Raw genomic sequence first — 24,948 nt, 5'->3', positions numbered from 1 at the left:
TCTAAAGGATGGTCAGGCACTGCCCGCGTACTGCCACGGCCTGGGTGTTGCTGATGGCCACCATTGGCCCCTCGTCACCGTAGCGGTCCAGAATTTTCCTGGTCACCTCGGCGAAAGGCTCGGAATCAAGGTGGGGGAGGAGACGGAAGTCCACCAGACCCAGCCCGGCGGTGGAGTCCAGATCCGGGGCGGCCGAGCGCGGATCCATGGCATCCAGAAAACCGATATCGGGACCGGTCACCACAGCGCCGGCCGATTCGCCGATATAGGGTTTGCCTTGATCCACCTGCTGCCTGATCAGATCAGCAGCCCCTGAGCGGCACAGCTCCTGCAACAGGAAGAAGGTGTTGCCGCCGGACAGGTAGATCAGGTCGTCCTCCTCCAGGCTGCGACGTATGTTCTCCGGATCGGCTGTTGAGACTTCCAGGTCGTCGATCCGGCAGCCCATGTCGGTGAAAGCCCGGCGAGCCTCCTGGACATAACCATCCGAACGCTGTGGAAGGTTGGCCGTGGGGATGAAAGCCACCGTATGATTCTTGGGCGAGTCCTCAAGGAAGGCGGGCAACCTGTCAGCGGTAGCGGAGAATGAGGATGTAAGCAGCAGCCGACGCATAACGGCTCCTTTCATGCCAGGCGGGACTTCCGCACCGGGCAGGTCGCAAAACGAAAGATCCGACCATTGCTGGTCTCAATATATCCAAGCAATGGTCTTCGCCTAGTGATTGACCACGTTGTAGGCTCAGATGCCTAGTCTGGGGGCATGGCAAGGCAGCATCAGGAGTTATGGCAGGGATCTGGTCAAGGCGTATCGCGCGGCATGTCAGGCGAGGATTTATACAGCGACGACCGCCCCGAACCGTAGCCCCAGGCGGCAGTATTCTCTTCGCTTTGCCCGGAACTCTGGTGGATTGGGATCCGCGCCGGGCCCTGGTTGGGCAGTATCCTGACGGTGTAGTCGATATGGTGCTGGATCCGAATGACCCTTGGGGCTTTGCCTGTGTCAGCAGACAGATCAATCTGGGCGTGGATCCGCAACGAGCTTTGGCCGACTATGAAACCACTCATGGGCCCGCCGTCGCCTGGGTGGTTCGCGTCTGCTTGGAAAACTACACCTTGGCAGTGAAGGGCTTGCTTCCCGGAGCATCTGATCTGCTGGAGGATCTGCAGCGAGCTGGCCTGACCCTTTGGGGCCTGGCGGCAACGACCCGTCAGCTGACTGAGTCGGCATCCAAGGTCCTTTCGCCGCTCTCTGCCTTGAAGGACATCCTGATCTCGTCAGAGGAGCATCTGGATCTTTCCGATCCGCTCTTCTATCGTCTGGCCCTGCGTCGTTTCGCCATCAGCCCCGGACATACGATCTTCGTTGATGCTGATCCTGAGCATGTTGCTGTGGCTGACCGACTGGGCATGGATGGGATTGTTGCCCATGACATCCGCGGTCTGCGTCAGCTGCTTCGTCAGCGCGGCATCGCCTGTTGAGCGGACTCTCAGACGATGCGGCGGTCTGCGGCCCAGCGGGTCAGCTCGGTTCGGTTTGAGAGTTGGAGTTTGCGCAGGACGTTGGAGACGTGGGTCTCAACAGTTTTGATGGAGATGAACAGCTCGGAGGCCACCTCGCGGTAGGTGTAGCCCCGGGCGATCAGGCGCATGACCTCCTGCTCGCGCGCGGAGAGCCGGTCCAGTTCGTCGTCTTCTGCCCGGCCGGTATCTCCGGCTTCGTCCTCCTGGAAGGCGGAGAGCACGAATCCGGCCAGCTTGGGGGAGAAGACCGCGTACCCCTCGTGAACCTGGCGGATTGAGGAGACCAGGTCCTTGGCGGAGATGGTCTTGGTCACGTAACCACGGGCTCCGGCGCGGATGACCGAGCCCACGTCCCTGGGCGAGTCGGATACGGAAAGAGCCAGAAAGACCGACCGGGGGGAGAGGGGATGCGAGCGGCTCAGGATTTCAGCACCTCCACCGCCTTGGCCACCGGGCACGTGCACATCCAGCAAAACTACATCGGGACGTGTCTGCCTGACCATGAGGATGGAGGACTCCACGTCTGCTGCCTGACCCACGATGTGAAAATACGGCTGCAGGGTGGTGATGACGCCAGTGCGGAACATCTCATGGTCGTCAACGACGGCTACGCGGATGCTTGCGGACCCATCCTCGGCTTGATGGGGTTCTGCTGCAGTCGTGGTCATGGGCGTGGTTCAGCCCGCCTTTCCCGACGCGGGTCCTCAAGTGTTGGTGGGATCGGACCGGCATGCGTCTGTGAATGAATGGTTCACCATGCATCCTATCATTGCTGGGCCTCAGTCCCTTTTTCAGTCTGATCAACCTTGCCTTCCTGCTGCTGGCTGGCCTCGGACAGCGGCATGTGCATCCTGACCTCGGTGCCCCAACCAGGGCGGGAGACGATCTCGACCCTGCCGCCACGCCGACGAATCCGGCCGATGATGGACTCGCGGATTCCCAGACGGTCAGCTGGAATTTCATTCATATCAAAGCCCGAACCGTGGTCGCGCACGTAGACCTCAACCTGATTCCTGCGTGCCTCGCAATAGACGGAGATGGGTTCACCGCCGTGGGTGACGGCATTGACCAGGGCCTGGCGGGCCGCGTTGAGCAGGGCATCAGTCTGGGCGCAGGGCATGGCGTCGCCCACGGTGACCACCTCGATCGGCTTGCCTGAATCGTCCTCTACTTGTGCGGCTATCTGGCTCAGCCCCGTGCTGACTGACCGGTCTGAGGGAGTGCGTTCCTGGTAGAGCCAGTTGCGCAGATCGCGCTCCTGGGAGCGAGCCAGGGTGAAGACGGTATGCGGGTCGTCGGCATGCAGCTGGATCAGGGCCAGGGTCTGAAGAACGCCATCATGCAGATGGGCTGCCATATCGGCCCTCTCCTCCTCGCGTTCCTTCATGGCTCGTTCATCGCCCAGCTGGCTGAGGATCGAGCCTACCCAGGGTACGACCACTGCGGTTACGCCTATAAGAAGCAGGCCGGCCAGGACTATCAGGGTCAGAGCCCAATACAATTCCTGGGTGGACAGCAGGAAGATCACCGCAGCAGACAGGATCAGGGCAAGGCTGCCGATGAGGGCAGGCAGGTGGTAGCCGGTTCCTTGGTTTTCCGGCCTCAACCAGGCCAGAACCAGTCCTGCGCAGAAAAGCAGGCAGGGGACGACAAAGGCGGGGCGCATGCCGCTGTTGAGCAGAAAGACCGCAGTCAGCAGGAGGATGATGCCCAGGCCTGCCAGCAGTCTGGTTATCCGCCCGGGACTGATGCTGTGCTCCTCCTTCTGATCTGGCTGTTCAGTGAGGATGCTGGGTGCCAGCGGGGCTGACTTCGGGTCATTCGGTTGGACTGCCTGGGTGGGGTCGCCCTGGGGGAGCGTCAACCACAGAAAGCAGTAGATTACACAGGTGATCAATTTGGGAGCCATAAGCACCATGCCCAGGCGGATCCAGAAGACGGGAATGCCCAGGTGTAGGCTGACGCCCTTGCAGACTCCGCACAGGATCCTGCCCTTGTGTGGCCTCATCAGGGGCATGCGCGCAGGGTGCAGAGGAGGTGGTTTCCTCAACGTTTGTTCTTCCTGCATGGCTGCGTTCATGTCTCCATTATCGGTTTCGGATCGTACCGATAGGGCAATAAGGGGAAGAAATCAGGGTCGAATCAGGGTGTTCCCCCATGAGATTTGCGCTCGCAGGGTGTTGTAATGAAGATATGAGTAGCGACATGAACGGCAATGGCCCCGACAACGGCTGGCAGTGGAAGTTCGACAGGTTCTTCCGCGGCTGCAGGGAGTCCTATCTGATCCGTGACCAGGGATGGGTAGGCGGTGTTTGCGTAGCCTTGGCCCGTCGTCTGGGTTGGAGCGTGACCCTGGTCAGAGCCTTGATGATTCTGGCGGTCTTTTTCTTCGGCGCCGGTGCCGCCTTCTACGGCTTTGCCTGGTTCGTCCTGCCGGACCGGCGTGGGGTCATTATCGCCCAGGAGTTGATCCACGGGATTTGGCATGCTTCCATGGTGGGCATCATCATTTACTGGCTGCTGGCCATCCTGATTCCTGGAGTCGGAATCTTTTCACTGGCCTTCGGTGCCCTGGTCCTGTACCTATTCATCCGGTGGAGCCGCAACAAGGCCCTGGAGTACCAAAGAGGGTACTGGACTGGGCCGGATGCCGGCAGACCGGTTTCGGGCGATCCCTGGGTGATGGGACCGCAGTATTCGGAACGGCCGAGTGGTGCAGGCTCGCAATGGTATCCGAATCAGCCTGACTACCCAAGCTTTTCGGGGTATGAGGGGTACCAGGATTACACAGGGACGCGAAGCAATACGCAGACAGACGGCAATGCAAGCACAGAAGGAGACAGGAACCAGCCAGGGGATTCCGATTCGTATGGAACTCGGGAACAACAAGGGGATGCGACTGCTTCCGGACATATTTTTGAGACAGCGGATTCGGCAAACGCTGCCAGCGATTCGAATAGTACGCAAGGCTGTGAGAATCCTGTCACCGGTGCAGCTCCCGGAGGTTGGACGGGGGCAGAAGGCCCTGCAGAACCTGTTGGGAACATGAATCAGTCATATGGATTCAGTGACTGGACGGACTATGGCACAGCCGGGTCATTCTCGACAGGGCCGGGAATAGCCCGTAAGACTCCGTCGGTTCCGCCCCGGATACGGCGTCGTCCCGCCGGACCTGCGCTGGTCAGTCTTCTGTCAGGACTGATCCTGGTCTCCGGCGCAGGGGTCTGGTGGATGGCCACGAACCCCTATCGCGGATTGAATGTGGCCTTGACTTTCGCTCTGATCTGGGCTGGAGGCGTTACGCTGATACTTGGCGTGGTCATACTGATCCTGGGCTTGATGGGCCGCAGGTCTGGAGGACTGACCCCCATTGCCCTGATGGCCTGCTTGGTTGTCCTGATGCTGGCTTCTGGTTCGGCCATACCAGGCATTGAACAAACCCAGAACCGCAGGATCCTGGCCGAATACGCCACAGTTCAAGTTAACGGCAATAACCATGGACGCTTGTTGGGGGCGGACAGTGCAGACATGAGGCGTTACCGCCGTGGCATCGCGCTGGTCGGAGACCCGCAGGATCAGGGAAGTGCCGTCATTGACCTGACTGGTTATGAGCAGAAACACGGCACTCATCGCGTTCAGATTATGGATGATGCGGAGAGTACAGTCTCAGGCTGCCCGACGGGCACTGTCCGCCTGGCTGTGGCCTATGCTGACGTTCGCCTGCTCATTCCTAAGGGATGCAGTCTGTCCTATAGGGAACACACCGACCTCTACAGGGTCTTGGGATCAGGCGCGGCTGACTGGATAACCGAGACGGAACAGGGAAACCGGATGTGGTGGGGCAATACGTCGCCATCAGCTGAACGACGCAATTGGGAGGAGGCCCTGCGAGCGTCCAAGGAGGATCAGTGGCATATGCCCGACGATCCCGAATTGATCGTCGATGCCAATCTCATGGCCGGTGCGCGGGTCACCGTGCAAGCCCAGGGGAGCGCTACCCAGCCGAAGCGGGCGCAGCTCTACAGCGGCTTGATCAATGAATATTGGGATTATAGCTACAATCCATGGCAGTTTGGGGAGGATCAGGAAGATGACTGATATGCAGCAACCAGAAGGAGGCCAGCCGCTGGATCGTCAGGAGCGCACCACCAAGGTCATGCCGGTTGAATCACAGGCACCCCCGATATACCAGGTTCGGATGCAGCCGCCGGAGCCGGTCCGTCCTAGCGGCCCCAGCATGCCTACCATCATTTTTGGCATCCTGGTTGGACTTTTGGCTCTGACCATGTTGGCTTTAGGATTGGTCTTTCTGCGTTACGGTACGGATCTGACCCTAGTCATACCCTGGCAGCGGATTATTCCATTGATTTTTGCTGGCCTGGGCGTGGTGCTGATTGTCGCTGCTATATCAACTTGGCTGGCATCAACAAAGCGCGCTCGTCATGACTCAAAAGACCAGGATATTCCAGAAGATCAGGCTGCCAAGGATGGCCAGTGACCCCAACAGGGTTAGGGTCAGGGTCAGCCAGTGGCCAGCGCCAACTACAGCTGGTTTGCCGTCAGGCCGGCTGAAGATGGAGGTCAGGGTGCTCGCCAAGAGCAGGATGAACATCAGGCAGAGACCTGATAGTAGGAACCAGGAGAATGTCATCATCGAGGACAGATGGACCAGGCCGAAGGCTTGGCGGACCACAGTGAAGGCATAGGCCAGCAGGGCCGTTATCAGTCCTGCGGCCAACAGTCCCAGTGCCCAAAGCCGTCCGGCCAGACCTTTGCTGAAGCCGGGCCGTTGTCTGACATTGCCTCGAGCCCGCAGATGTGAGTTCAAGGCTCCTATCAGGGCAGTTATGAGGGCAGCAACCAGCAGAACGGGGCCACTGGCCATCAAGGTCAGCAGGGCGGTCAGCGAGGAAATCAATCCGGAATCAGTACGATCAGGTACTTGATTGAGCTGGTGGGGCTGGCTGCCGGCGATCATGGGAGTGGACCATTGATCGGCCTGTGTGCCCAAGGCTACAGCGTTGATCCAGTCTTCCAGATTATGGGTATACCGGGGTTCCAGAGGTAACCCGTCCTTGGCCAGCCGACTGCCTGTGCGTATCTGATGATTAGTGGGGTAGTAGCGCAGGGTCACGTTGTCGTTGCCGCTAGCGTGGGTTCTGCGGATGATCTCCTGCGCACCCTGCTCGACTGGCATGGATACATCCATGGTGCCGAAGTTGATCATGACTGGCATCCGCAGCTGGTCCAGATAAGGCAGGGAGGGGAAGTCGGCGTACTCCAGGCCCAGCAGGGACAGGTCCATGCCAATGAACCGGGGTATAACGTTGCGGATTCCATTGGGCGCGCCAATCAGATCCAAGTAGTTGGTAGCCGCCATGGCCATCTGCCACCGTCCCGGGTAGACGGGGGGCGAAGTCAGGATGGAAAAGGCGATACTGGAGTCCTTGGCGGTCATGATGGACGATATCCAGGTGCCCTCGGACTCGGCGTACAGGCCTACTTTGGTTGGATCCACACCCGGCCAGGAGCGTAGTTGGTCAAGCGATCGCTGGTAGTCGGCGGCCATGGCCTGATAATCACGGTGAAAGGTGGTGTAGGTGTCCAAACGCTTGTCAGGCACCAGGGTGGTAATGCCGGCCGAGGCCATGGCTGAGGCCAGATCGCCATACACTTCTGAGGATTTGCCGGTTCCGGCGCCGTGGATGAACAAGCAGGCTGGCCCCGTGCCCTCTCGACCGCGCGGCTCTCTGACGATGGCCTGGATGCGGACTCCGCCATCCAGAGCAATGCTGATTTTCCGTTCTTTGACCCTATAAGTACCTTCAGGGGTGGTAGCTCCAAGGCGCGAAGCGATAGCTGTGGACCGTGTCGGGACCTTGATGTGCTCTCGATAGGGTTCCACCTGCCAGTCGGGTGTCATGGCTTGGCCCAAAAGGAGCATGACCAGCAGGATGACCACGAAGGAGGCGGCAGTGAAGCCCGCCCGTTTCAGCTTTTGCACCCGTCAACCTTACCTGACCGTTCGACAAGTTGAAGAGATTGAAGCTCCTGATTGTGGTTCAGGAGGTCAGTCCTGGGCTTGTTCGGCTTCCTCCAGGGTTTCAAAGCCGTTCAATTCCACCGTGGCCAGGATGGTTTCCTCGGTCAGGTTGCCGCCACGGGCCTCGATCTGATCCACCATGGACTGGTAAAGATCCAGGGTCCGGGCCGAATAGGTACCTAGTTCGCCACGCAGATAGGTCTCGAAAGAGGTGGCCTCCGGTGTGTCTTCACTGGTGCGCAGGACTCGCATCTCCTGACCTAGACGGGGGTAGCGCTCGCGAAAGTCCTTGGCCCAGGCCACCTGCTTGTCGATGATGCGCTCCTGCTGTTCCTGGCGTGCCAGACCCAGCCTGGGCAGGTAGGGGGCGATGCTGCTGTGGTACTGGTCTGGGGCTGTGGACTCCATCATCCGCCCATACTTCTCGGTCAACAGGTTGCGCCCCTGTTTGTCGGCCTGATCCAGGTCGTCCGCATAGCTGGTCAGCAGGGGATGCGGCCAGGTCAGGAACTGGCTCAGGCGCATCTGGTGGAACATGGGCCAGTTGCCCTGGCAGTTGGCCGGACCGCCCTCATTGTTGACCTGTTGGAACTGTTCCCATTCGTGGCGGACGATCCGCTCGCGCAGGGATTCCTCATCCTGACATTGCTCGTCGTTTGCCATCTTTGGCTCCTTTCAGATGCTGTGCAGAACCGGATCGTCGCTGGAAATGTGGGCCTCGACGTAGGGGCGCTGCCATTCCAGGAAGGTTTCCGGGCTGTTGGTTAGGCCTTCTGCTTGCAACTCTTCTACGATTCTTGCGCAGATGGACTCCACAAGCTTGGTGACGCGTTCGGTAGCCGGCCGGCCCCCCTTGCCGCCTTCGCCGAAGCCTTGCCCCCCGTAACAGGCAGCCGAAGCCAGTCGCAGGATGTCCTCCAGCTGCTCGGTCAGGTCGGCCAGCCTGGTGGCCATTCGTCCGCTCAGTCGCCGCAGGGCTGCGAAGGTCCACTTGTAATAGGGCAGATACCCGACGGTCAGCGGATTGTTGACCAGGAAGATCAGGGAGGCGCAGGCTTTGATGAATTCGTTGATTGACATCATGGCTGCAGCCCCGTCGCCCCGCTGCAGACTCCGCGGCAGATTGTATTGGCCCGCCTGGGCGATCATGCCCAGCCGGCGTGAGATCAGGCAGAAGCGCACATCGTCAGGCATGGCCTTGAACCCCTGCCGTGTGGCCAGCATCTGCCCCAGAGGATCCGCGAAAATCCTGCCATTGGTGGCCGCCGCCAGTGTGGCCTCGTCCAGGAGCAGCCACTCGTGGGGGTGATCTTCCGGGGGCGCCTGACGGTAGCCGGTCAGGGATTCGAAGAAGGCGCCGATCTCGAAGACGCCCACGCGGCGGTTAGCCCCCTTGGCTCTGACGCTGTCGGTCCGCGAGCCGAACCCCATAAACTCGGTAGGCAGGGCCTCGTAGTCCTTCTGCAATTGGTCGCCGATGGCCTGGTAATCCTTGCTGGTCAGCCACAGGCAGAAGCCGGGGCCGAAATCATGATCCCGGGAGATGGCATCGTCAAAGCCGTAGCAGTCCGATCCATGGCCCATCAGGCCTACGGCGATCCGGCCGCGATATTGGGGGTAGCGTTCCTCCAGCATGGGACGGCCCACCTGCTCCCAGTAAGCCTTGGCCAGGTCCAGTCCTTGAATATCCGGGCGGGAATCACGCTGATTGTTGTCTTCGTTCTGGTTCCTGGTCTTCGGCTGGCTGGATGCTGCTTCGTCTGTCTGGTTGGACTGGTCCTTGTCCCCGGCTTCTTGGGCGGCGGCCTGGGCCTGGTCCAGATTGGCCTTGGTGATCTGGTAGTAGTCACTGCCCTGGCCGTACCGATCCTCAATGATGGCCAGGGCCTTGCGGTAGGTGTCTGCCGACTGGCTGAAGCGCCCGGTCATGTAGCAGACCTGGGCGAAGCCAGCCAGGGCCGAGGCATAGTGTGCGCTATTTTCCAGGTGGCCGGTTCGATAGATGTCCAAGGCTGTGCGGGCCTGGTCCCAGGCCTCTTGCAGAGCCTGAGGATTGTCCTTGCGCTGCATGAGCAGGAGGGCAAGATTGGTGTGGGTGGTGGCCAGATCCTGATCCTGGGAAGGGTCAGTGCTGGAATTCTCCAGGATGCCCATGGCTTGGCGCAGCTCCTGCTCGGCCTGGTCGGGTCGGTCGGTTTCGCTGTAGAGCATGGACAGGTTGTTGTGCAGGGCCGCCAGGCGCCGATCCTTGGACCCAAGGGTCTTGGCTGCGGAGGCAAGCGCCTGCCGGTAGAGGTCTTCGGCCTGGTCGTACTTCTTGGCTGCCCGCAGACCTGTGGCTGCATTGATCAGGGTGGTCGTCCAGGCCTCGGACCCCTCAATACGCATGCGTGTGGCCAGTTCGATGGCGCGCTGGATCATCCACATGTTTTCCTGGTGGCGACCCTGGGACCGGTAGAAGCCCATGATTTCGTTCAGCACGGTCAGCAGTCCGGCATCATTACCCGCATTCTCCGCATCCACCAGCGCCTGCTGCAGATAGGGTTCAGCTTTGTCGCGAGCCTTGCCCGCATTGAAGATGGCATCCAGTCCGTCCAAGAAGGCCTGGGTGTCGAAGCTGCCGTCCGGTTGCAGGTAGGACTGTTGAGGCTCTTCCTGCTTGTTGTCTGGGATCGGTGTCTGGTCCTGGCTCATTTGGCTCCCTTGCTGTCAGGGTATCTGTAGGTGCGGGTCCCTCATGGAGCCCTAGCGCCCTGGTCGCTTCTATCTATCAGTCTAGACTGATGGTCTTTGATGGACTTCAGTCGGCTATGTCGCCTAGGTCACACCTGCCCGGTGCAGTTGCCTGAATGGGTAACGAGGAGCTCGGCCAAACATCGCTCATGATTTTGGAAGTGATGGTTTCTTCGATACAACTCGATGACACGACAGAGCTCATCCGCGTCATTCCAATATTGGTGCAAGAAAGCATACTGCTTGATCTTGTGCAGCCCCAGTTTCTCCTTGCAGAATTCGCTGGGTTTCATGTTATTGACGTGCGTCCAGTCCCTATAGGCCCCCTCTTTGATGATGGCCAGGATCTCGATCTCAGGACGAGTAGTCAGTGTAAGTACACGGGCTTTAGACTGGTACAGAGGCGACAAGTGAAAGCGTTCATTTGGTGAGTCAATAATACGGACGATATTCACGCACGAAGAACCATAGGTCACGGAAAGGAACCGTTCCTCGATTTCCCTATCTTTACGGCAGCGGGTATAAAACCGACCAGTCTGCGGATCTTCAATAAGGGAATCTTTAGGGATGATCAGTTTTCCTTCTGTCAGTAGGAGTTCAAAGATGACGCTTTCGGCAGACCCTTCGCAGATAACCAAGGTAGGTTCATTATAAATCGCTTGACTATCCATGAACCGTTTCCTTGACGTAGCTCCGCAAGGCGCTGATGGAAGCGGCTGAGGGCGCGGTTCCTTGCAGGGCACCCGACATGAACTGGACGCTCTTCTTCAGTTCACCGCGGGTGACCAGCTTGTTATACCGGATCAGTTGGAATCCGGCGTTCTCATGCCTGACAGCGAACCAAATGTTGTCCTTTCTGGTGAAATGGTCCAGCAGTTCTGGATAGTGCGTAGAAAAAACGAGTACCGCCCCATGCGGGTTAGTAGCAGGAGAGGAGAACAAGTCGATGATAGCGAAGACCAACTGCTTGTTTATGCTGTTTTCGATTTCGTCGAATAGTAAGTAGCCTCCTTGCGCAAGTGTTTCGATAGCATGTTGTGCCAAGGAGGTTCCGCGGAATGTTCCCGCCGATATCATGGCCATAGCTTGCGAGGGATCACAGTCGCGCTCAACCTTTTCATTGCGGAACTTGATATGGAACTGGTGATCGCTTACTTCCAAGTGTTCGATGGTCGGATCGAATAGACGTACCACTTGCGATGGGGGAGTGACAGGAATGGACATTTGCAGCGGATTTTGCAGACAGAGGGTGACCACGGTCTCCTTGGTGCGCAGAATCCCCGTCGTTAGAGAGCGATCGGGGGGCAAAAATCTCTTGACATCCTCGGCCAGCTCCTTTTCGTCGCCCGACTTATTCATTCCTCGAGTCGCTACAGTCCACCAGGATTCTTCGTCGCCATCTATGGTTCTTTTCAAACGAATCTTGCTCAGACTTCTGCCTGCATACTGGCACAGCCGTTCCTTTTCGAAAACTAAGGGGGAGTCGGCGGTGGCCTCGTCCTTGTCGGCGCGACGGAGTGTGGCATTGAGCAGCCAAGCCTCGCCGTTTTCTTCGAAGATAATGCGTGCTGTAATCGTGGGCTCAAGAATGTCCATCAGCGGATCGATGGTGGAGCGTTGAGTTCCCAATGAAGCGCCTCTGGCAATGTTGATGATTAGAGAAAGCAGGCGTAGATCAGTGGTTTTGCCGGAGGCATTGATACCGGAGATGCCAATGGCTGTGACGATGCCAAGCGGTGAGGTGGTGCTCTGAAGGCGATGGGTGAAGCTGCCATCGGTAATCCTATCTTCGGCGAACAGGATCATGCGTAGTGCGCCCTTGTCGTATAAGCGAAGTCCTTTAAGGTCAAAGGCTAAGATCCGCATTATGCTCCTTTGAACAGAATATTTGTTTATATACTACATCTGAATGCTGATAATCTGTCGCTCCGTTCCGAGGAACCTCAATTGTTGATGCAGCGGATATTGGTACAGCGGAAGATTTCAGGATCGTTGGGGCTGTGATCCCAAACTGATAAAAATGCGAGAAAAAAACGAGAATCGCTTTTGCCTTTTAACTTTTGCTTTTAAGAAGAGAAAGAGCATGGCAAGGTTATTGTTCTTGCACATACTTATCTCTAAAAGTTACGAATACAGAAATTCCGGCCCATAAGGACCGGAATGCTTGTCGGGGTAGGGGGATTTGAACCCCCGGCCTCTTCGTCCCGAACGAAGCGCGCTACCAAGCTGCGCTATACCCCGTGACAACGTACTATATAGTACACGTACCGTCGGCCAAACGCCATTGTCTGCGCGGCGCGACCATTCAACCGCTTGCCTTCAGGCGGCAACCGGGACCAAGTACCGGCTCATGCGTAAAATAGCGATTTATGAATGACTCATCGGAAGAAACCCCTCGTCTGACGACGGTCGAGCGTGCTCAGGCACTGCTTGACCAGGATATGGCCATTACGGAGAAGATCGATCAGGGCGCCCAGTTGGATGACGCCATCGATCCTGGCAGCCTAACGGACGGTGCTGAAGGCCATCCTGAACAGGTGCGCATGCGTGTGGCCAAAAGGGCGCTCATGCTCAAGGAGGGTATTGAGCCCTACCCGGTCCATCTGGATGTAACGGATCGCATCGAGGATGTGCGCCGCAAGTATCAGGACCGCCTTGAGCCAGGCCAGGAGACCGAAGATGTGGTTGGCATCGCCGGCAGGGTCCTCTTCCTGCGCAACGGCGGCGGACTCTGCTTCGTCCAGCTGGCGGCTGGCGACGGCACCCGCATTCAGGGCATGATCTCCAAGCGTGAGATCGGCGCTGATTCTTTGAAGCGCTTCAAGCAGCTGGTCGACTTGGGCGACCACCTTTACCTGCGCGGCCGCGTGGTCGCTTCCAAGACCGGTGAACTCTCTGTCTTCGCAACCGAGTGGAACATCGCAGCCAAAGCTTTACAGCCCCTGCCTGCCCTTCACAAGGAACTGACCGAGGAACAGCGCACCCGCAAGCCTTACTTGGCCATGATCGCCGATGAGGATGTGCGGGCCATGGTCCGCCGCCGTTCCAAGGCCGTCTCCTCCCTGAGGCGTACCTTCGAGGATCACGACTTCATGGAGGTCGAGACCCCCATGCTCCAGACCGTGCATGGCGGTGCCGCGGCCCGACCATTCACCACGCATATGAACGCCTTCGACATCGATCTCTATCTGCGCATCGCTCCCGAGCTCTTCCTCAAGCGCTGTCTGGTCGGCGGCATTGAGCGCGTCTTCGAGATCAACCGCGACTTCCGCAATGAGGGCGTGGATGCCACGCATGCCCCGGAGTTCACCATGCTGGAGGCCTATCAGGCTTACGGCACCTACGATACCATCGGGGAACTGACCAAGGAGCTGATCCAGAAGGCGGCCATGGCCACGTCTGGATCGCTGAAGGTGACCCTGCAGGATGGCAGCCAGTACGACTTCGGCGGGGACTGGCGTCAGATCAGTATGTACGATTCCCTTTCCGAGTCCCTGGGCGAAAAGATCACCCCGCAGACCAGCGTGGACCATCTGCGGACCATTGCTGACAAACTGGGCCTGGAGGAGGAGCCTGCCGAGAACCATGGCAAGCTGGTCGAACACCTCTGGGAGCATTTCTGGCAGGACAAGCTCTACGAGCCGACCTTCGTGCGTGATTTCCCGGTCGAGACCTCGCCCCTGGTCAAGGCCCACCGCACCAAGCCGGGAGTGGTTGAGAAGTGGGATCTCTACGTTCGCGGGTTCGAGCTGGCCACGGGCTACTCCGAGCTCAATGATCCGGTGGTCCAGCGGCAGCGGTTCGTCGAGCAGGCCAAGATGGCCAGCCGCGGCGATGTCGAGGCCATGGATATTGACGAGGACTTCCTGGAGGCCCTGGGCGTAGGCATGCCTCCGGCTGGTGGCATGGGCATGGGCATCGATCGGCTGTTGATCGCCCTTACCGGCGCATCCATCCGCGAGACCATCACCTTCCCCTTGGTCAAGCCGCTGGTCTGAGACGATATGAGATGATAACGGGGGAGGGACGGTCATGAATATCAGGCTGTGGATGGATGGCATGCGTCCCAGGACGCTGCCTGCCTCGGTGGCGCCTGTCTGCGTGGGCGCTTCGGCAGCACTCCTGGAGCGGTCACGGCTCTTGGAACAGTGCACCAGCTCCTGTTCGCCCAGGCCTGTCGACCCTGCCCTGAAGGCGACCACGCCGGGAAGGCTGGCTCTAATCGTGGTTCTGCTGGTCCTGCTCGCCCTGTCTATGCAGATTGCAGCCAACTTCGCCAACGACTACGCCGATGGTGTTCGCGGCACCGACTCCGGCCGTGGAGGCGAGGAGGCCGCCTCTGGCAGACCGAGGCGTCTGGTGGCCGCCGGCGTACCGCCCAAGAAGGTGCTGTACGCCACCATGATCTCGGCGGCCTTCACCTGTCTGATGGGCCTGATTGCCATAGCGCTGACCGGTCACTGGTGGATGATCCTGGTCGGGGTCTGCTGCCTGATAGCCGGCTGGTGTTACGTAGGCGGCCCGCATCCATACGGCTACCACGGGCTGGGCGAGGTCAGCGTATTCATCTTCTTTGGTCTGGTGGCCACCCTGGGCACCGAGTACTTCCTTATTAATAGGGTCGATGCCGCCGGCATCCTGGGTGCCTGCGTCTGCGGGCTCAATGCCGTGGGCCTGCTCATGCTCAACAATTACCGGGATCTGGATGATGACCGTCAAGCCGGCAAGCACACATATGCTGTTCTGGTGGGGGCGCGTGCTGCGGCTATCTCCATCTACCTGGTCTACATCCTGAGTCTGGTTCTGGGCCTGATCCAGTTTGTGCCTGCTGTCATGCGACGTGGCCTGCCTGGTTTCCCACTTGTGCTGATCCTCCTGCCTGTGGCCGCTGTCTTTCTGTTGATCTGTCGAGCCTTTGCCCGCGGCCAGGTGCCCAAGGCTTTCGGTATGGCAGGCAAGGGTACTCTGGTCTCTGCCCTGTGCTGGTCGGCGGGCCTGCTCCTGCAGCTGTGAAAATCTTGATACGCTCATAAGAGAGCAGTCCGACTTTCAAGCGATTTGGTGGATAATCAGGCAATCATGTTCATCACACTTCAGGAATACAAGGACGCACTGCGACCCTCGGCCTTGCTTTGCTCGCCCACGCCGGTTCTGATCGGCACGGCGGTGGCCCTCCGGCAGCTGTTCAGCCAAGGACTTGGGCCGGATGCGCGCTTCTGGCTGATAGCTCTCTTATGCTGTCTGACGGCTGTGTTCATCCACAGCATTTGCAATCTGGCCAATGACTACTTTGACGGCATCAGGGGTACGGACGAGGGCCGGAGCAGCCTTTCGGGCGCCGGTGCTGACGGCTCGGTGCCCGATCTGCCCAGAAGAGGGGTGGCAGGCGGCGTGGAGCCTCGCAAGGTCCTGTTGTCTGCCTATCTCAATATCTTTATGGCCTGCCTGTCCGGCCTGACCCTCTGCTGGGTGACTGGCCACTGGTGGATGATCCTGGTCGGCATTTTCTGTCTGCTGGGAGCCTGGTTCTACACGGGAGGCAAGCACCCTTACGGCTATAGGGCCATGGGCGAGCTGAGCATCATGATCTTCTTTGGCCTGGTGGGCGTGCTGGCCACCCAGTACCTGGAGACTGGCGGCATCGACCGTCACGGGTTCATCGGCGCCCTGGTTGGCGGTCTTGTCTGCATTCCTGTTCTGGAGATCAACAACTATCGAGACATTGATGCGGATCCTCTGGCCGGCAAGTACACGCTGTCTTCGTTCATCGGAGCCAGAGGCACGCTGATTCTGATGGGGTCCTGCTATGCCCTGGCTGTGATCCTGGGCGTGGTTGAGTCATGGTCCCTGTCTGACGGCTCTCTTGCGAACGCCTGGCCCCGCCTGGTCTGTCTGCTGCCTGTCCTGGCTCTGGCCATTGCCACCACAGCGGCCAGCTGTCGGAACCGCTTCAGTAGGGCCTTTGCGCTGTCGGGCTATACCGATCTGCTGACAGGGTTCTGCTGGCTGGGTGTCTGCCTGCTTTAAGTGACCGCTCTACGGGGGGGGGGGCTGTAGATCCGCCAAACAGTCCCTCTTAGGTCTTAGAATTTTCACTATGACCTACAAACTAGTATTGCTCAGGCACGGCCAGAGCGCATGGAATAACACCAATCAGTTCACCGGCTGGGTGGACGTCCCGCTGACCGAGCAGGGCGAGCAGGAGGCCCGCAAAGGCGGCAAGCTGCTCAAGGATAAGGGTGTGCTGCCGGATATCGTCTTCACTTCACTGCTGCGCCGCGCCATCAACACCGCCAACATCGCCTTGGATGAGGCTGACCGCCTTTGGATCCCCGTCAAGCGCGACTGGAGGCTGAACGAGCGTCACTACGGAGCACTGCAGGGCAAGAACAAGACCGAGATCCGCGAGAAGTACGGTGATGAGAAGTTCATGCTTTGGCGTCGTTCCTATGCCACCCCGCCGCCCGAAATCGACCCTGACGACGAATACTCGCAGTCCCATGATCCCCGGTATGCCGGAGCCCCAGTGCCCCGCGCCGAGGCACTGGCCAACGTGGTCAAGCGCGTCACCCCCTACTGGGAGAGCGACATTGTTCCTGAGCTCAAGACCGGCAAGACCGTCCTGATTGCCGCCCACGGCAACTCGCTGAGGGCCATCGTCAAGATGCTCGACAACCTGACTGAGGACGAGATCGCCAAGGTCAACATCCCCACGGCCATCCCCCTGGTCTACGAGTTGGATGAGAACTTCAAGCCCATCAAGCCTCGTGGCGAGTACCTGGATCCGGAGGCAGCCGCTGCTGGTGCTGCTGCTGTGGCAGCCCAAGGCCAAAAGTGAGATCCCTCAGATAGATCTATCCGATGATGTGAATCGGGCTTTGGACGCAGAGTGTCCAAGCTGATTGGGCGGTGTCTTCTCCCTTTGTGGAAGACACCGCCTTTCGTATCTCGTATTCATTCCTGGCCGTTGGAAAAGTAAAAACGGCTCGTCACCTGATTAACTGTTAGGCAACGAGCCGCACAGTTACTGCCTGTTCAGTCCAGATCGAGGTCGAGATCCTTAGGATCCTTAGAAGGGTCGAAGCCCGAAACGATGTAGACCACACGCCGGGCCGCCGAGACGCCGTGGTCTCCCAGACGTTCCATGAACCGTGCCACCAGGACCAGGTCGATCAGCTGCTGCCTGCTCCCCTTCCAGTCGTCTGAGAGGGCATAGCTGAAAGTTTTCTGATGGAGCTTGTCCATCTGGTCATCGCTGACGATGATCTGCTCGGCTATAGTCGTGTCCCTGTCGGAGAGCATGTCAACCAGACGGTCAGCCATGACGTCAAGAAAGTCCTGCATCTGCTTGAACAGGGGAATGACCTCGTCGGGCAGGGTCGGTTCGGGGTAGGAGCGCCTTGCTGTCTCGGCGATGTGCCTGGCCAGGTCTCCCATGCGCTCAAAGGTGGCTGACAGGCTCAGCGTGGAGACCACTACCCGCAGATCAGTGGCCACCGGGCTCTGCTTAGCCAGGAGCCTGATGCATTGGTCGATGATGCTGGCCTGAAGGTTGTCTATATCGGCATCCCCGTCGATGACCTCCTGGGCCGTCTCCACGTCGCACTCCATCAAGGATCGCCCGGCTTTTTTGATGGCATCGCGAACCTTGGCAACCATCCGATCCAGATCGTCGGCCACCAGCCCCAGTTCCTCGTTGAAAATCACGCGCATTGTTCTTCCCTTTCGGCCTCGGTCAACGATATGACTCCAGTCTATGTGACTGGCATGGCAAGAAAAAGCCAGTCCTGAAGAATGTCGGGCCATGGGAGCGGCAATCAATGTCGGATATGCGAGAATAAAGCCGGAACTGCCGATGAGACTTGGTTGATGTTGCAGCGTCCGGGGTCGGCGCCGGACTGGAGGGAAGTCCTTATGAGACGGTTTGTGGACCGCCTGCGCAGCTTTATGGGCAACCGCGGCAAGGATGGTGAACAGGCCGATGACGGGGCATTGGAGGGCTCGACGCAGGCTCTGCTGGCGCTCATTCCTGCCGCCACGGTTGTGGTCGATGGCGATGACGAGGTTGTTCGCTCAAGTCCGGATGCCTACAGGCTGGGAATCGTCAGCAACGACGAGATTGCTGATCCGAAGATCATCGAGGCCATTGCGCAGGTACGCCGATCGGGTGGTCGACGCACCTTCAATCTGACCACGCGAACGCCTACGGAATTCGCTCTGGATGCCGCAGCCGAGAGCCAGGAATCCGATGATTGGGATGTTGACGAGGTTGAGGATCCTGGGGATGCGACCCATGTTCAGGCCCAGGCGGTATCCAGAAGGAACTGGCTCAAGGTCACCCTGGGACGTATCGACAAGTCCCTGGTCGTGGTGCTTATCGATGATGTGAGCGATTCGGTCAGGTTCGTTCGGACCAGGGATGCCTTCATGACCAATGTATCCGAGCAGATGCTCAAGCCGGTTCAGGCCCTTGAGGAGCTTGCGGCGCAACTGAAAACCACCTCGCACTTGGAGGAGGATGACCCGGATCTGCTACGCAGCCACCTGCGCAGCGTCTCCAAGGATGCCTCCTCGGTCCAGCGGTACAGTGCCTATCTGGGGCATGTGCTCAAGGATCTTCTTCTGCTGATCCGGGCTCAGGAGCGGATCAAACCCAGCAGGGAGAACGTGCTTGACGTGGCTGAGCAGATAAGGACAGTGGTGCAGGATGAGCAGGATGGAGCTGATCAGGCCCATGTGACACTACGGTGGCGATGCGACCAACCATTGACGATTCATGGCGACGGGCAGCAGATCAGAGTGGCTTTGGCCAAGCTGGTGGAGAATGCTATATCCTATTCACCTTCGGGCTCGACTGTCTCCTTGGTGGCGCAGGCCTCCAAGGACGGGCACTACGGGATCATCAGGGTGGTCGACCACGGCCAAGGCATATCCAAGGCGGACCAGGGCAGGATTTTCGAACGCTTCTACCGTGCGGACAATCAGAATGAGCAGACTGCAGTGGGCATCGGCCTGGGGCTGGCCATCGTCAAGCATGTGGCCCTGACCCACCATGGGTCGGTAACAGTCTGGAGCGCGCCGGGAGAGGGGAGCACATTTACGCTGATGCTTCCTCTGGCTCAGGGTCCGGTTGCTGGGCCAGACGGCGATAATCCCAGCGATTGAAGTGCTCCCAGATCAACAGCAGGATGCCCACGCCAACCCCGGAAAGGCAGACGATAAGGGGCTTAGTGACCGTCATTCCAGTCAGAGCTAGGATGCCGACTACGGCCAGCGCTAGAATCCAGGCTCCTGTGCCGAACAAGAAGATGCGTCGCAGGTCCACCTGCACGGGCCGCGGCGATGGCCTGCGGGCGTCCGGATCGAAAATGGGAGCCAGCTTCATACCCCCACTGTACCGTTCGCAATGACATGCGGCGACCCCTATCGCCTTGCCCAGGCCTCGGCCCATGTCCTATCATGACGGGGATTGGTGGGTTCGTGTGCACCGGCCCATGGAGGGATTTCCCGTGGAAAGGGGAGTGCGTGTATCCGATCCAAGCTGTGGAGAAGCACTACGCCTGGGGCTCGCATGACCGACTGCAACGCATGTTCCATTTGCATGAGTCAGTCGAAGGCCAGGAGGATACCCTGGCGGAGATGTGGTTCAGCGGGCATACCGAATCCCCCTCGTCCCTGACCCTGCCCGACGGGTCGCTCATGCCGTTGACCGAAGCCATTCGCCGCAATCCCATGGCCATGCTGGGAGAGCGCGACTCTCGCCTCTTCGGTCCTACCCTGCCCTACCTGTTCAAGATCATCTCGGCCCGCATTCCTCTCTCCCTGCAGGTGCATCCCCTGGATTTCGAGGCTCGTGCCGGTTTCAACCGTGAGAATGCCCAGGGGGTGCCTGACGAGGATCCGAGGCGCTCCTTTCACGACAGTCTGGCCAAGAACGAAATGGTGGTAGCCTTGGAGCCTTTCCAGGCCTGTGTAGGCTTCGCAACCATTTCCACTCAGCTGACCCTTTTGCGCGCTGTGGACCACCCTCTGGCCGAGCTGATGACCCAGGCGCTGACCGCCCGTACCTTCCACTTGGGCGTTCCGCCGGCCCGCTTCGCTTCGGCTGATGCCATGATGCCGGTCTCCTCCTTGATCTGGCCGGATTCCCGCCGGCGTATTTTCCGGGCCTTCCACGCCGCCGTGACTGCCCAGCCAGAGGCGGCCCGAGGCATGGAAGAAGCCTTGGAGGCTGCCGCTGGGCGGCTGCGTTCGAAACGAGCGGGAGCCGTACTGAATCATGCCCTGTGCGCCGCCCGGGCTTTCCCGGAGGACCCGGCTGTGCTCTGTCTGCTCATGCTCAACCCTGTGGACCTGGAGGAGGGCGATTCGGTCTATATCCCTGCCGGGACTCCTCACGCATACATCCACGGCACTGCTGCAGAGATCATGACCAACTCCGACAATGTGCTCAGGGCAGGCATGACCCCCAAGCATCGGGACATTCCCAACCTCCTGCATAGCTTGGACTGCCAGCCTTCGGCCCCTATTGACCCATCCAGCTCCATGATCGCCACCCTGATCATGCACAATATGGTGACCTACCGGCCCAAGATCAACGAATACATGCTGGTCTACGGGCATGTGGAGGAGGGCGGAGCCACGTGGCCCTTGCTCAACAGACTCCAGCAGCGTTACGGGGATCTGATAGAGCGCCTAGGGCCTCGTCACCTGATGATTCCGCGCCGCGGGCCGCGCATCATCGTCTGTACTGATGGTCGGATCCGTTGTGCAACCGCTGACCAGTTCTGTGTGCTGGACCAGGGCCGGGCCCTTTTCATTCCCTCCCAGGACGGCCGTGTCGACATCACCATGCCTCAGGATTCCGAGAATGCCGGCGGATCCTTCCTCCTGGCTTCGACCCCGGTTTGATCAGGGTTCGCTCAGGGTGGACCACCCAGGGCTCAAAACGGAGAGACACGCCGTGGCAGGCGGCACGCATGCGGGTTTGCCCATGTCCGCCTTATGTCCGTATAATCCTAGCGTATTCCGTGGTTGTCGAAGATGAGCGACCACCGAAGCCATGCTTGAGTACACCAGTATGGACAATTCAGGTCATTTGGCCTGGGTTCTCGCTTGCGTTATGGTGTTCCCTTGTGATGGTTCGTGATACGGCACGAAAGTCGCGTCGGAACATAAACGGGAGTGATTCTACATGAAGCATGCTGCGCACAGGGCTTCGGCCACGCGGGGCGCAGGTGACGGCAGTTCGCCGACCAGCCGATCGACGGATGCAACCCGGGAGGTCGGCATTCAAGGCGCCGATGATGCCTTGGCGGCCAAACTCAACGAAGTAGCCCCTCGAACCCGACGCTCTATTCGTTTGGCGGCCAAGGCCTCAGCCCGTCGCTCCCATATCATGACTGGTTCGGCCCTGACTGTCCTTGTCGGTGCGGCAGCTTCCTCGATGGCTGTTAACCAGGCTCGGGGCGACTGGTCCCTGCCTATGGCCGGCAGCGTCGCGATCAACCTTGTCACCCCCTCATCCTCCACCGGCTACTCTGGCGCTAGTGGCAGTTCAAGGGTCTCCCGCTCCGACTACCGTCAGCCTTTGCCGACGGCTTCACAGCGCAACGAGGGCAGTTGGGACCTGGGCGGGTCTGAGCTCGATGCCGGGCAGATGTCCAAATCCTCGGCAAACAATCCGGCCGTGGCGGCGCTGATGGATGCCAACCGATCGGTTCTGCCGGCAGGGTTCAATCCCAACCATGCCACGGGAGATGTGGGCAACGCCTATGAATTCAGCCAGTGCACCTGGTGGGCCTATGTCCGTCGTCACCAGCTGGGTCTGCCGGTGGGCTCCCATATGGGCAATGCCAAGGACTGGTCAGGCTCGGCCCGCACTTTAGGCTACTGGGTGGATGACACGCCGCGCAACGTCGGCGACATCGTGGTATTCCAGGCCGGCCAGGAGGGTTCGGATTCCGCTTATGGCCATGTGGCCATTGTGGAGAAGATCAATCCTGATGGCTCCATCGTCACTTCCGAGTGCGGCGCCGTGATGAACGGGAAGACCTATTCCCGCACTCTGACGAATGTGCACGCTCTGCGCTATATCCATTACTGATCCTTGGTTGCGCGGATCGTGTTCCCCAAAGTTAGTTTCTGTTCCCTACACGTGATAGAATTGTGCACGATGAAAAAAACACGCAAGTATGTGAGCATGATGGCAGCGGCCACAATCTGTGGCACGCTTTTCATCGGTATACCCGCCGTGGCCCAGGCCAGTGATGGTAGTGAGGCCGTAGCCACTTCGTCGCGTTCATTCACCCCAGGCAGCAAGGTGCGTGCCGACCTGCTGACCGAATCGACGGCGACCACCGTCGAAAAGGACAGCCGCTGGGGTGGCATCGAGTCATTGAACGTCCCTGCCACCAAGTCCCAGGCCGAGAAGGATGCCGAGGCCAGGGCTCAGCAGGCCCAGGCGGCGGCCAGCCAGCGCCAGGCCGCGCAGGTCAGTCGCTCGGCTGCTCGCAGCGGTGCCGCTGATCGGATCTCTGACGTGCCGGCCACCGGCACGGGTGCAGATGTGGTCAACTACGCCCTTCAGTTCCAAGGGATTCCCTATGTGTACGGGGGAACCGATCCTGCCAGGGGCTTCGATTGCTCGGGATTCACCCAGTATGTGTTCGCCCACTTCGGCATCGGCCTGCCCCGAGTAGCTGCCGATCAGGGTTCCATGGGCGTGCCGGTCACGGATCCGGCTCCAGGCGACCTGATGGTAGCCCCCGATGGCAGCCATGTTGGCATCTATGTCGGCGGCGGACGCATGATCCACGCTCCGGCTCCCGGCCAGAGTGTCAAGGTTCAGGCGGTCTATCAGACTTTCAACTACCGTCGTCTGGTCTGAGGCATAGGTTTTATGCAGCGTTAACGCCCCCTATGGGGGCGTTTTGCATATTCAGAGTCGAGGTTTCTCGCGTGTTGGTTCCGGCAGACTTATTGATCAGACCTGCATGCGATATTCTGACAGAAGGAGCGGTGTCGGTTTGTCACCGCCAAGTATAAAGGAGGTCGTCGGATGAGCAACGACAAGGCTGTTCTGGTAGGCGTCGATGGCTCGGACGCCAGCTACAAGGCGGCGTGGTGGGCCGCCAACTACGCTAAGCATGCAGGGTTGACCCTGCAAATCGTCTGCGCCTATTCCCTTCCCTCGTACGCGGCCGTCTCTTTCGATGCGACGTATACCACCATGGGTGACGACGTGGCCGCTCACAACGACGCCCAGGAGATCCTCTCCAAGGCCAAGGCCATTGCCGATGAGCAAGGCGTCAGTGCGGCCACGCTGATCGTGACGGGGGATCCCTCCTCGGTCTTCGTGGAGCTGAGCCGCAATTACCGGCTGATCGTCATCGGGAACCGGGGCAAGGGCGGCTTGGCCGAGCGACTGCTGGGAACTACCAGCTCCAGCCTGCCCGCTTATGCTTACTGCCCTATCGTGGTTGTTCCCTACACCGACGACGACGGCAAACTGATGCATCTGAGCAACGATATCAAGCGGGTCGCCGTGGGCTCCGACGAATCCAAGTGGGGCCTCAAGGCCCTGCAGATAGCCGCCTCCTTCGCCGACAGCTGGGATGCCGAGCTGGATGTCATGTCTGCAGTGCCCAACATTTCCGGACTGACCGGTACGGGTTCGGCCGAGGAGCGCAGCGTCATGGATTCCTACCTGGATGACCTCAATACCCGAATCGCACCGCTTATGAAGACCTATCCGAATCTGCGCATCAACAAGACGGTGGTGCCGGGGTCGGCTGTGGAAGCGCTGACCCAGGCCAGCAAGACCCATGATGTGGTTGTGGTTGGCTCGCGTGGTCGCGGCGGCTTCACAGGGCTTCTGCTGGGGTCGACCAGCCAGGGGCTCCTGCAGCATGCAGTCAGCCCGGTCTACGTGGTGCCGCGCAAGTACGTGGAGGCCGAGGAGTCCGGGCTCAAGGCCGCAGCAGAGGCGGCTGAAAACACGGATGTGGCTGAGATTACCGGCGTCGAGCGTATCTCCGTGGATTCGGCCAAGCCCGAGCAGCTGGCTGACCTGGAGTCGACCATCGATCCCGAGCACAAGGAGTAAGGGCAATAACAAGAGCGGGGATCCCCGAAGTTCCATGAACTCAGGGGGTCCCCGCTCATCCATGTTGCCGGCTCAGTGGCGAACCTTGACGGAGATCCTGACCGGTGTCTCCCGCTGATAGGTGTGTGCCACGGTGCAGGACTTGGCTATATGGCGGCGGACCCGCTCCTCCAGCTTGTCTGCATCATCCTGGGCCAACCTGGCAGAAGTGGCATCGACGTCCACCTGTTCGTCGAAGCTCAGGTAGGCGTCGTCGTCGGCGTCATAGGTGCCGTCCACCACGATTTTCGCTCCCTTGCCCTTGCCTAGGGCGCTCTCCACGGCGAACTGGCTGGATAGGGCTCCGCAGGCGGCCAGGGCGATCTTCATCAGGTCACCGGGGTTGAACTGGTCCTCGCCCTTGCCGAAAGTGATATGGGCCCCATTGTCGCCATAGGCGTTCCAGGTACCGTCCTTGTCGCGTTCGACCCAAAGTCTCTTGCCCATCTGTTCCTCCTTGTCCGGCACACGCCCGGGTGCGCCATCCGGATCCGACCCTGTGGCC

Annotated in this window: 23 protein-coding genes and 1 tRNA gene; 12 read left to right on the top strand and 12 right to left on the bottom strand. The window is 59.5% G+C overall.

From position 1 onward, the window contains the following. Position 1: 1 nt before the first annotated feature. Positions 2–613 carry a Type 1 glutamine amidotransferase-like domain-containing protein gene (locus tag QRX41_RS01440; protein WP_313838242.1) on the bottom strand — a complete coding sequence of 204 codons (612 nt, stop codon included), beginning with the start codon at positions 611–613 and terminating at the stop codon, positions 2–4. A 290-nt stretch (positions 614–903) separates the two neighbouring features. Between QRX41_RS01440 and QRX41_RS01435 the strand changes: the two genes are divergently transcribed. After that, positions 904–1,479, top strand: coding sequence for an HAD family hydrolase (locus tag QRX41_RS01435; protein ID WP_313838240.1), 576 nt, complete (start codon positions 904–906; stop codon positions 1,477–1,479). A gap of 8 nt (positions 1,480–1,487) precedes the next feature. Here QRX41_RS01435 and QRX41_RS01430 read toward each other — a convergent pair whose 3' ends face one another. Both QRX41_RS01430 and QRX41_RS01425 read right to left on the bottom strand, forming a co-directional pair. Further along, on the bottom strand, positions 1,488–2,189 hold the full coding sequence (locus QRX41_RS01430) for a response regulator transcription factor (protein WP_313838238.1): 702 nt from the start codon (positions 2,187–2,189) through the stop codon (positions 1,488–1,490). Between the two features lie 98 nt (positions 2,190–2,287). Next, on the bottom strand, positions 2,288–3,601 hold the full coding sequence (locus tag QRX41_RS01425) for a PspC domain-containing protein (protein ID WP_313838237.1): 1,314 nt from the start codon (positions 3,599–3,601) through the stop codon (positions 2,288–2,290). A gap of 113 nt (positions 3,602–3,714) precedes the next feature. Between QRX41_RS01425 and QRX41_RS01420 the strand changes: the two genes are divergently transcribed. Both QRX41_RS01420 and QRX41_RS01415 read left to right on the top strand, forming a co-directional pair. After that, on the top strand, positions 3,715–5,619 hold the full coding sequence (locus QRX41_RS01420; RefSeq protein ID WP_313838236.1) for a PspC domain-containing protein: 1,905 nt from the start codon (positions 3,715–3,717) through the stop codon (positions 5,617–5,619). Then, positions 5,612–6,019 carry an ABC transporter permease gene (locus tag QRX41_RS01415; RefSeq protein ID WP_143243369.1) on the top strand — a complete coding sequence of 136 codons (408 nt, stop codon included), beginning with the start codon at positions 5,612–5,614 and terminating at the stop codon, positions 6,017–6,019. The genes QRX41_RS01420 and QRX41_RS01415 overlap by 8 nt, the downstream gene beginning before the upstream one ends. Here QRX41_RS01415 and QRX41_RS01410 read toward each other — a convergent pair. The 6 genes from QRX41_RS01410 to QRX41_RS01385 form a co-directional block, all read right to left on the bottom strand. After that, positions 5,969–7,525, bottom strand: coding sequence for an alpha/beta hydrolase family protein (locus QRX41_RS01410; RefSeq protein WP_313838234.1), 1,557 nt, complete (start codon positions 7,523–7,525; stop codon positions 5,969–5,971). The two genes, QRX41_RS01415 and QRX41_RS01410, sit on opposite strands and share 51 nt — an antisense overlap. 66 nt (positions 7,526–7,591) lie before the next feature. Further along, on the bottom strand, positions 7,592–8,227 hold the full coding sequence (locus QRX41_RS01405; protein WP_313838233.1) for a DUF4125 family protein: 636 nt from the start codon (positions 8,225–8,227) through the stop codon (positions 7,592–7,594). 12 nt (positions 8,228–8,239) lie between these two features. Next, positions 8,240–10,258 (bottom strand): DUF4037 domain-containing protein, encoded by a 2,019-nt coding sequence (locus tag QRX41_RS01400; RefSeq protein WP_313838232.1) that lies wholly within the window; start codon positions 10,256–10,258, stop codon positions 8,240–8,242. 128 nt (positions 10,259–10,386) lie between these two features. After that, entirely contained in the window at positions 10,387–10,968 is a 582-nt protein-coding gene (locus QRX41_RS01395; RefSeq protein ID WP_313838231.1) for a hypothetical protein, read from the bottom strand. After that, positions 10,961–12,163 (bottom strand): ATP-binding protein, encoded by a 1,203-nt coding sequence (locus tag QRX41_RS01390; protein ID WP_144085086.1) that lies wholly within the window; start codon positions 12,161–12,163, stop codon positions 10,961–10,963. Before QRX41_RS01390 ends, QRX41_RS01395 begins: the two co-directional genes overlap by 8 nt. A gap of 301 nt (positions 12,164–12,464) precedes the next feature. Further along, positions 12,465–12,538, bottom strand: a tRNA-Pro gene (locus tag QRX41_RS01385). Between the two features lie 128 nt (positions 12,539–12,666). On the opposite strand from QRX41_RS01385, the gene lysS reads away from it, so the two are divergent. From lysS to QRX41_RS01365, 4 genes are all read left to right on the top strand, one after another. Further along, positions 12,667–14,295, top strand: a complete 1,629-nt coding sequence (lysS, locus tag QRX41_RS01380; RefSeq protein ID WP_313838229.1) for a lysine--tRNA ligase — start codon at positions 12,667–12,669, stop codon at positions 14,293–14,295. 34 nt (positions 14,296–14,329) lie between these two features. Further along, the gene (gene menA / locus QRX41_RS01375) at positions 14,330–15,310 is read left to right on the top strand and encodes a 1,4-dihydroxy-2-naphthoate octaprenyltransferase (RefSeq protein WP_313838228.1); all 981 of its coding nucleotides are present in this window, start codon (positions 14,330–14,332) and stop codon (positions 15,308–15,310) included. A 66-nt stretch (positions 15,311–15,376) separates the two neighbouring features. After that, the gene (menA, locus tag QRX41_RS01370; RefSeq protein ID WP_313838227.1) at positions 15,377–16,324 is read left to right on the top strand and encodes a 1,4-dihydroxy-2-naphthoate octaprenyltransferase; all 948 of its coding nucleotides are present in this window, start codon (positions 15,377–15,379) and stop codon (positions 16,322–16,324) included. Between the two features lie 70 nt (positions 16,325–16,394). After that, positions 16,395–17,135, top strand: a complete 741-nt coding sequence (locus QRX41_RS01365) for a phosphoglyceromutase (RefSeq protein ID WP_024626731.1) — start codon at positions 16,395–16,397, stop codon at positions 17,133–17,135. A gap of 197 nt (positions 17,136–17,332) precedes the next feature. Here the strand turns inward: QRX41_RS01365 and phoU are convergent, their stop codons facing one another. Further along, the gene (phoU, locus tag QRX41_RS01360) at positions 17,333–18,010 is read right to left on the bottom strand and encodes a phosphate signaling complex protein PhoU (protein ID WP_313838226.1); all 678 of its coding nucleotides are present in this window, start codon (positions 18,008–18,010) and stop codon (positions 17,333–17,335) included. 201 nt (positions 18,011–18,211) lie between these two features. On the opposite strand from phoU, the gene QRX41_RS01355 reads away from it, so the two are divergent. Next, positions 18,212–19,462, top strand: coding sequence for a sensor histidine kinase (locus tag QRX41_RS01355; protein ID WP_313838225.1), 1,251 nt, complete (start codon positions 18,212–18,214; stop codon positions 19,460–19,462). Here QRX41_RS01355 and QRX41_RS01350 read toward each other — a convergent pair. Further along, positions 19,395–19,682, bottom strand: coding sequence for a DUF2530 domain-containing protein (locus tag QRX41_RS01350; protein ID WP_313838224.1), 288 nt, complete (start codon positions 19,680–19,682; stop codon positions 19,395–19,397). The two genes, QRX41_RS01355 and QRX41_RS01350, sit on opposite strands and share 68 nt — an antisense overlap. A gap of 140 nt (positions 19,683–19,822) precedes the next feature. On the opposite strand from QRX41_RS01350, the gene manA reads away from it, so the two are divergent. From manA to QRX41_RS01330, 4 genes are all read left to right on the top strand, one after another. Then, positions 19,823–21,208, top strand: coding sequence for a mannose-6-phosphate isomerase, class I (gene manA / locus QRX41_RS01345; RefSeq protein ID WP_313838223.1), 1,386 nt, complete (start codon positions 19,823–19,825; stop codon positions 21,206–21,208). 283 nt (positions 21,209–21,491) lie between these two features. After that, positions 21,492–22,403, top strand: a complete 912-nt coding sequence (locus QRX41_RS01340) for a CHAP domain-containing protein (protein ID WP_313838221.1) — start codon at positions 21,492–21,494, stop codon at positions 22,401–22,403. Positions 22,404–22,472: 69 nt separating this feature from the next. Next, positions 22,473–23,186 (top strand): C40 family peptidase, encoded by a 714-nt coding sequence (locus QRX41_RS01335; protein ID WP_313838220.1) that lies wholly within the window; start codon positions 22,473–22,475, stop codon positions 23,184–23,186. A gap of 171 nt (positions 23,187–23,357) precedes the next feature. Continuing rightward, positions 23,358–24,404: a universal stress protein gene (locus tag QRX41_RS01330; RefSeq protein WP_313838219.1), complete on the top strand. Its 1,047-nt coding sequence runs from the start codon at positions 23,358–23,360 to the stop codon at positions 24,402–24,404. Between the two features lie 72 nt (positions 24,405–24,476). On the opposite strand, the gene QRX41_RS01325 is transcribed toward QRX41_RS01330, so the two are convergent. Then, the gene (locus QRX41_RS01325) at positions 24,477–24,890 is read right to left on the bottom strand and encodes an OsmC family protein (RefSeq protein WP_024626723.1); all 414 of its coding nucleotides are present in this window, start codon (positions 24,888–24,890) and stop codon (positions 24,477–24,479) included. Positions 24,891–24,948 lie beyond the last annotated feature (58 nt).

The sequence above is a fragment of the Bifidobacterium kimbladii genome, from assembly GCF_032193675.1.
GTDB lineage: Bacteria > Actinomycetota > Actinomycetes > Actinomycetales > Bifidobacteriaceae > Bombiscardovia > Bombiscardovia kimbladii.
Note: the sequence above shows the minus strand (reverse complement) of the source record. Positions and strands in the feature narration are given on the sequence as shown.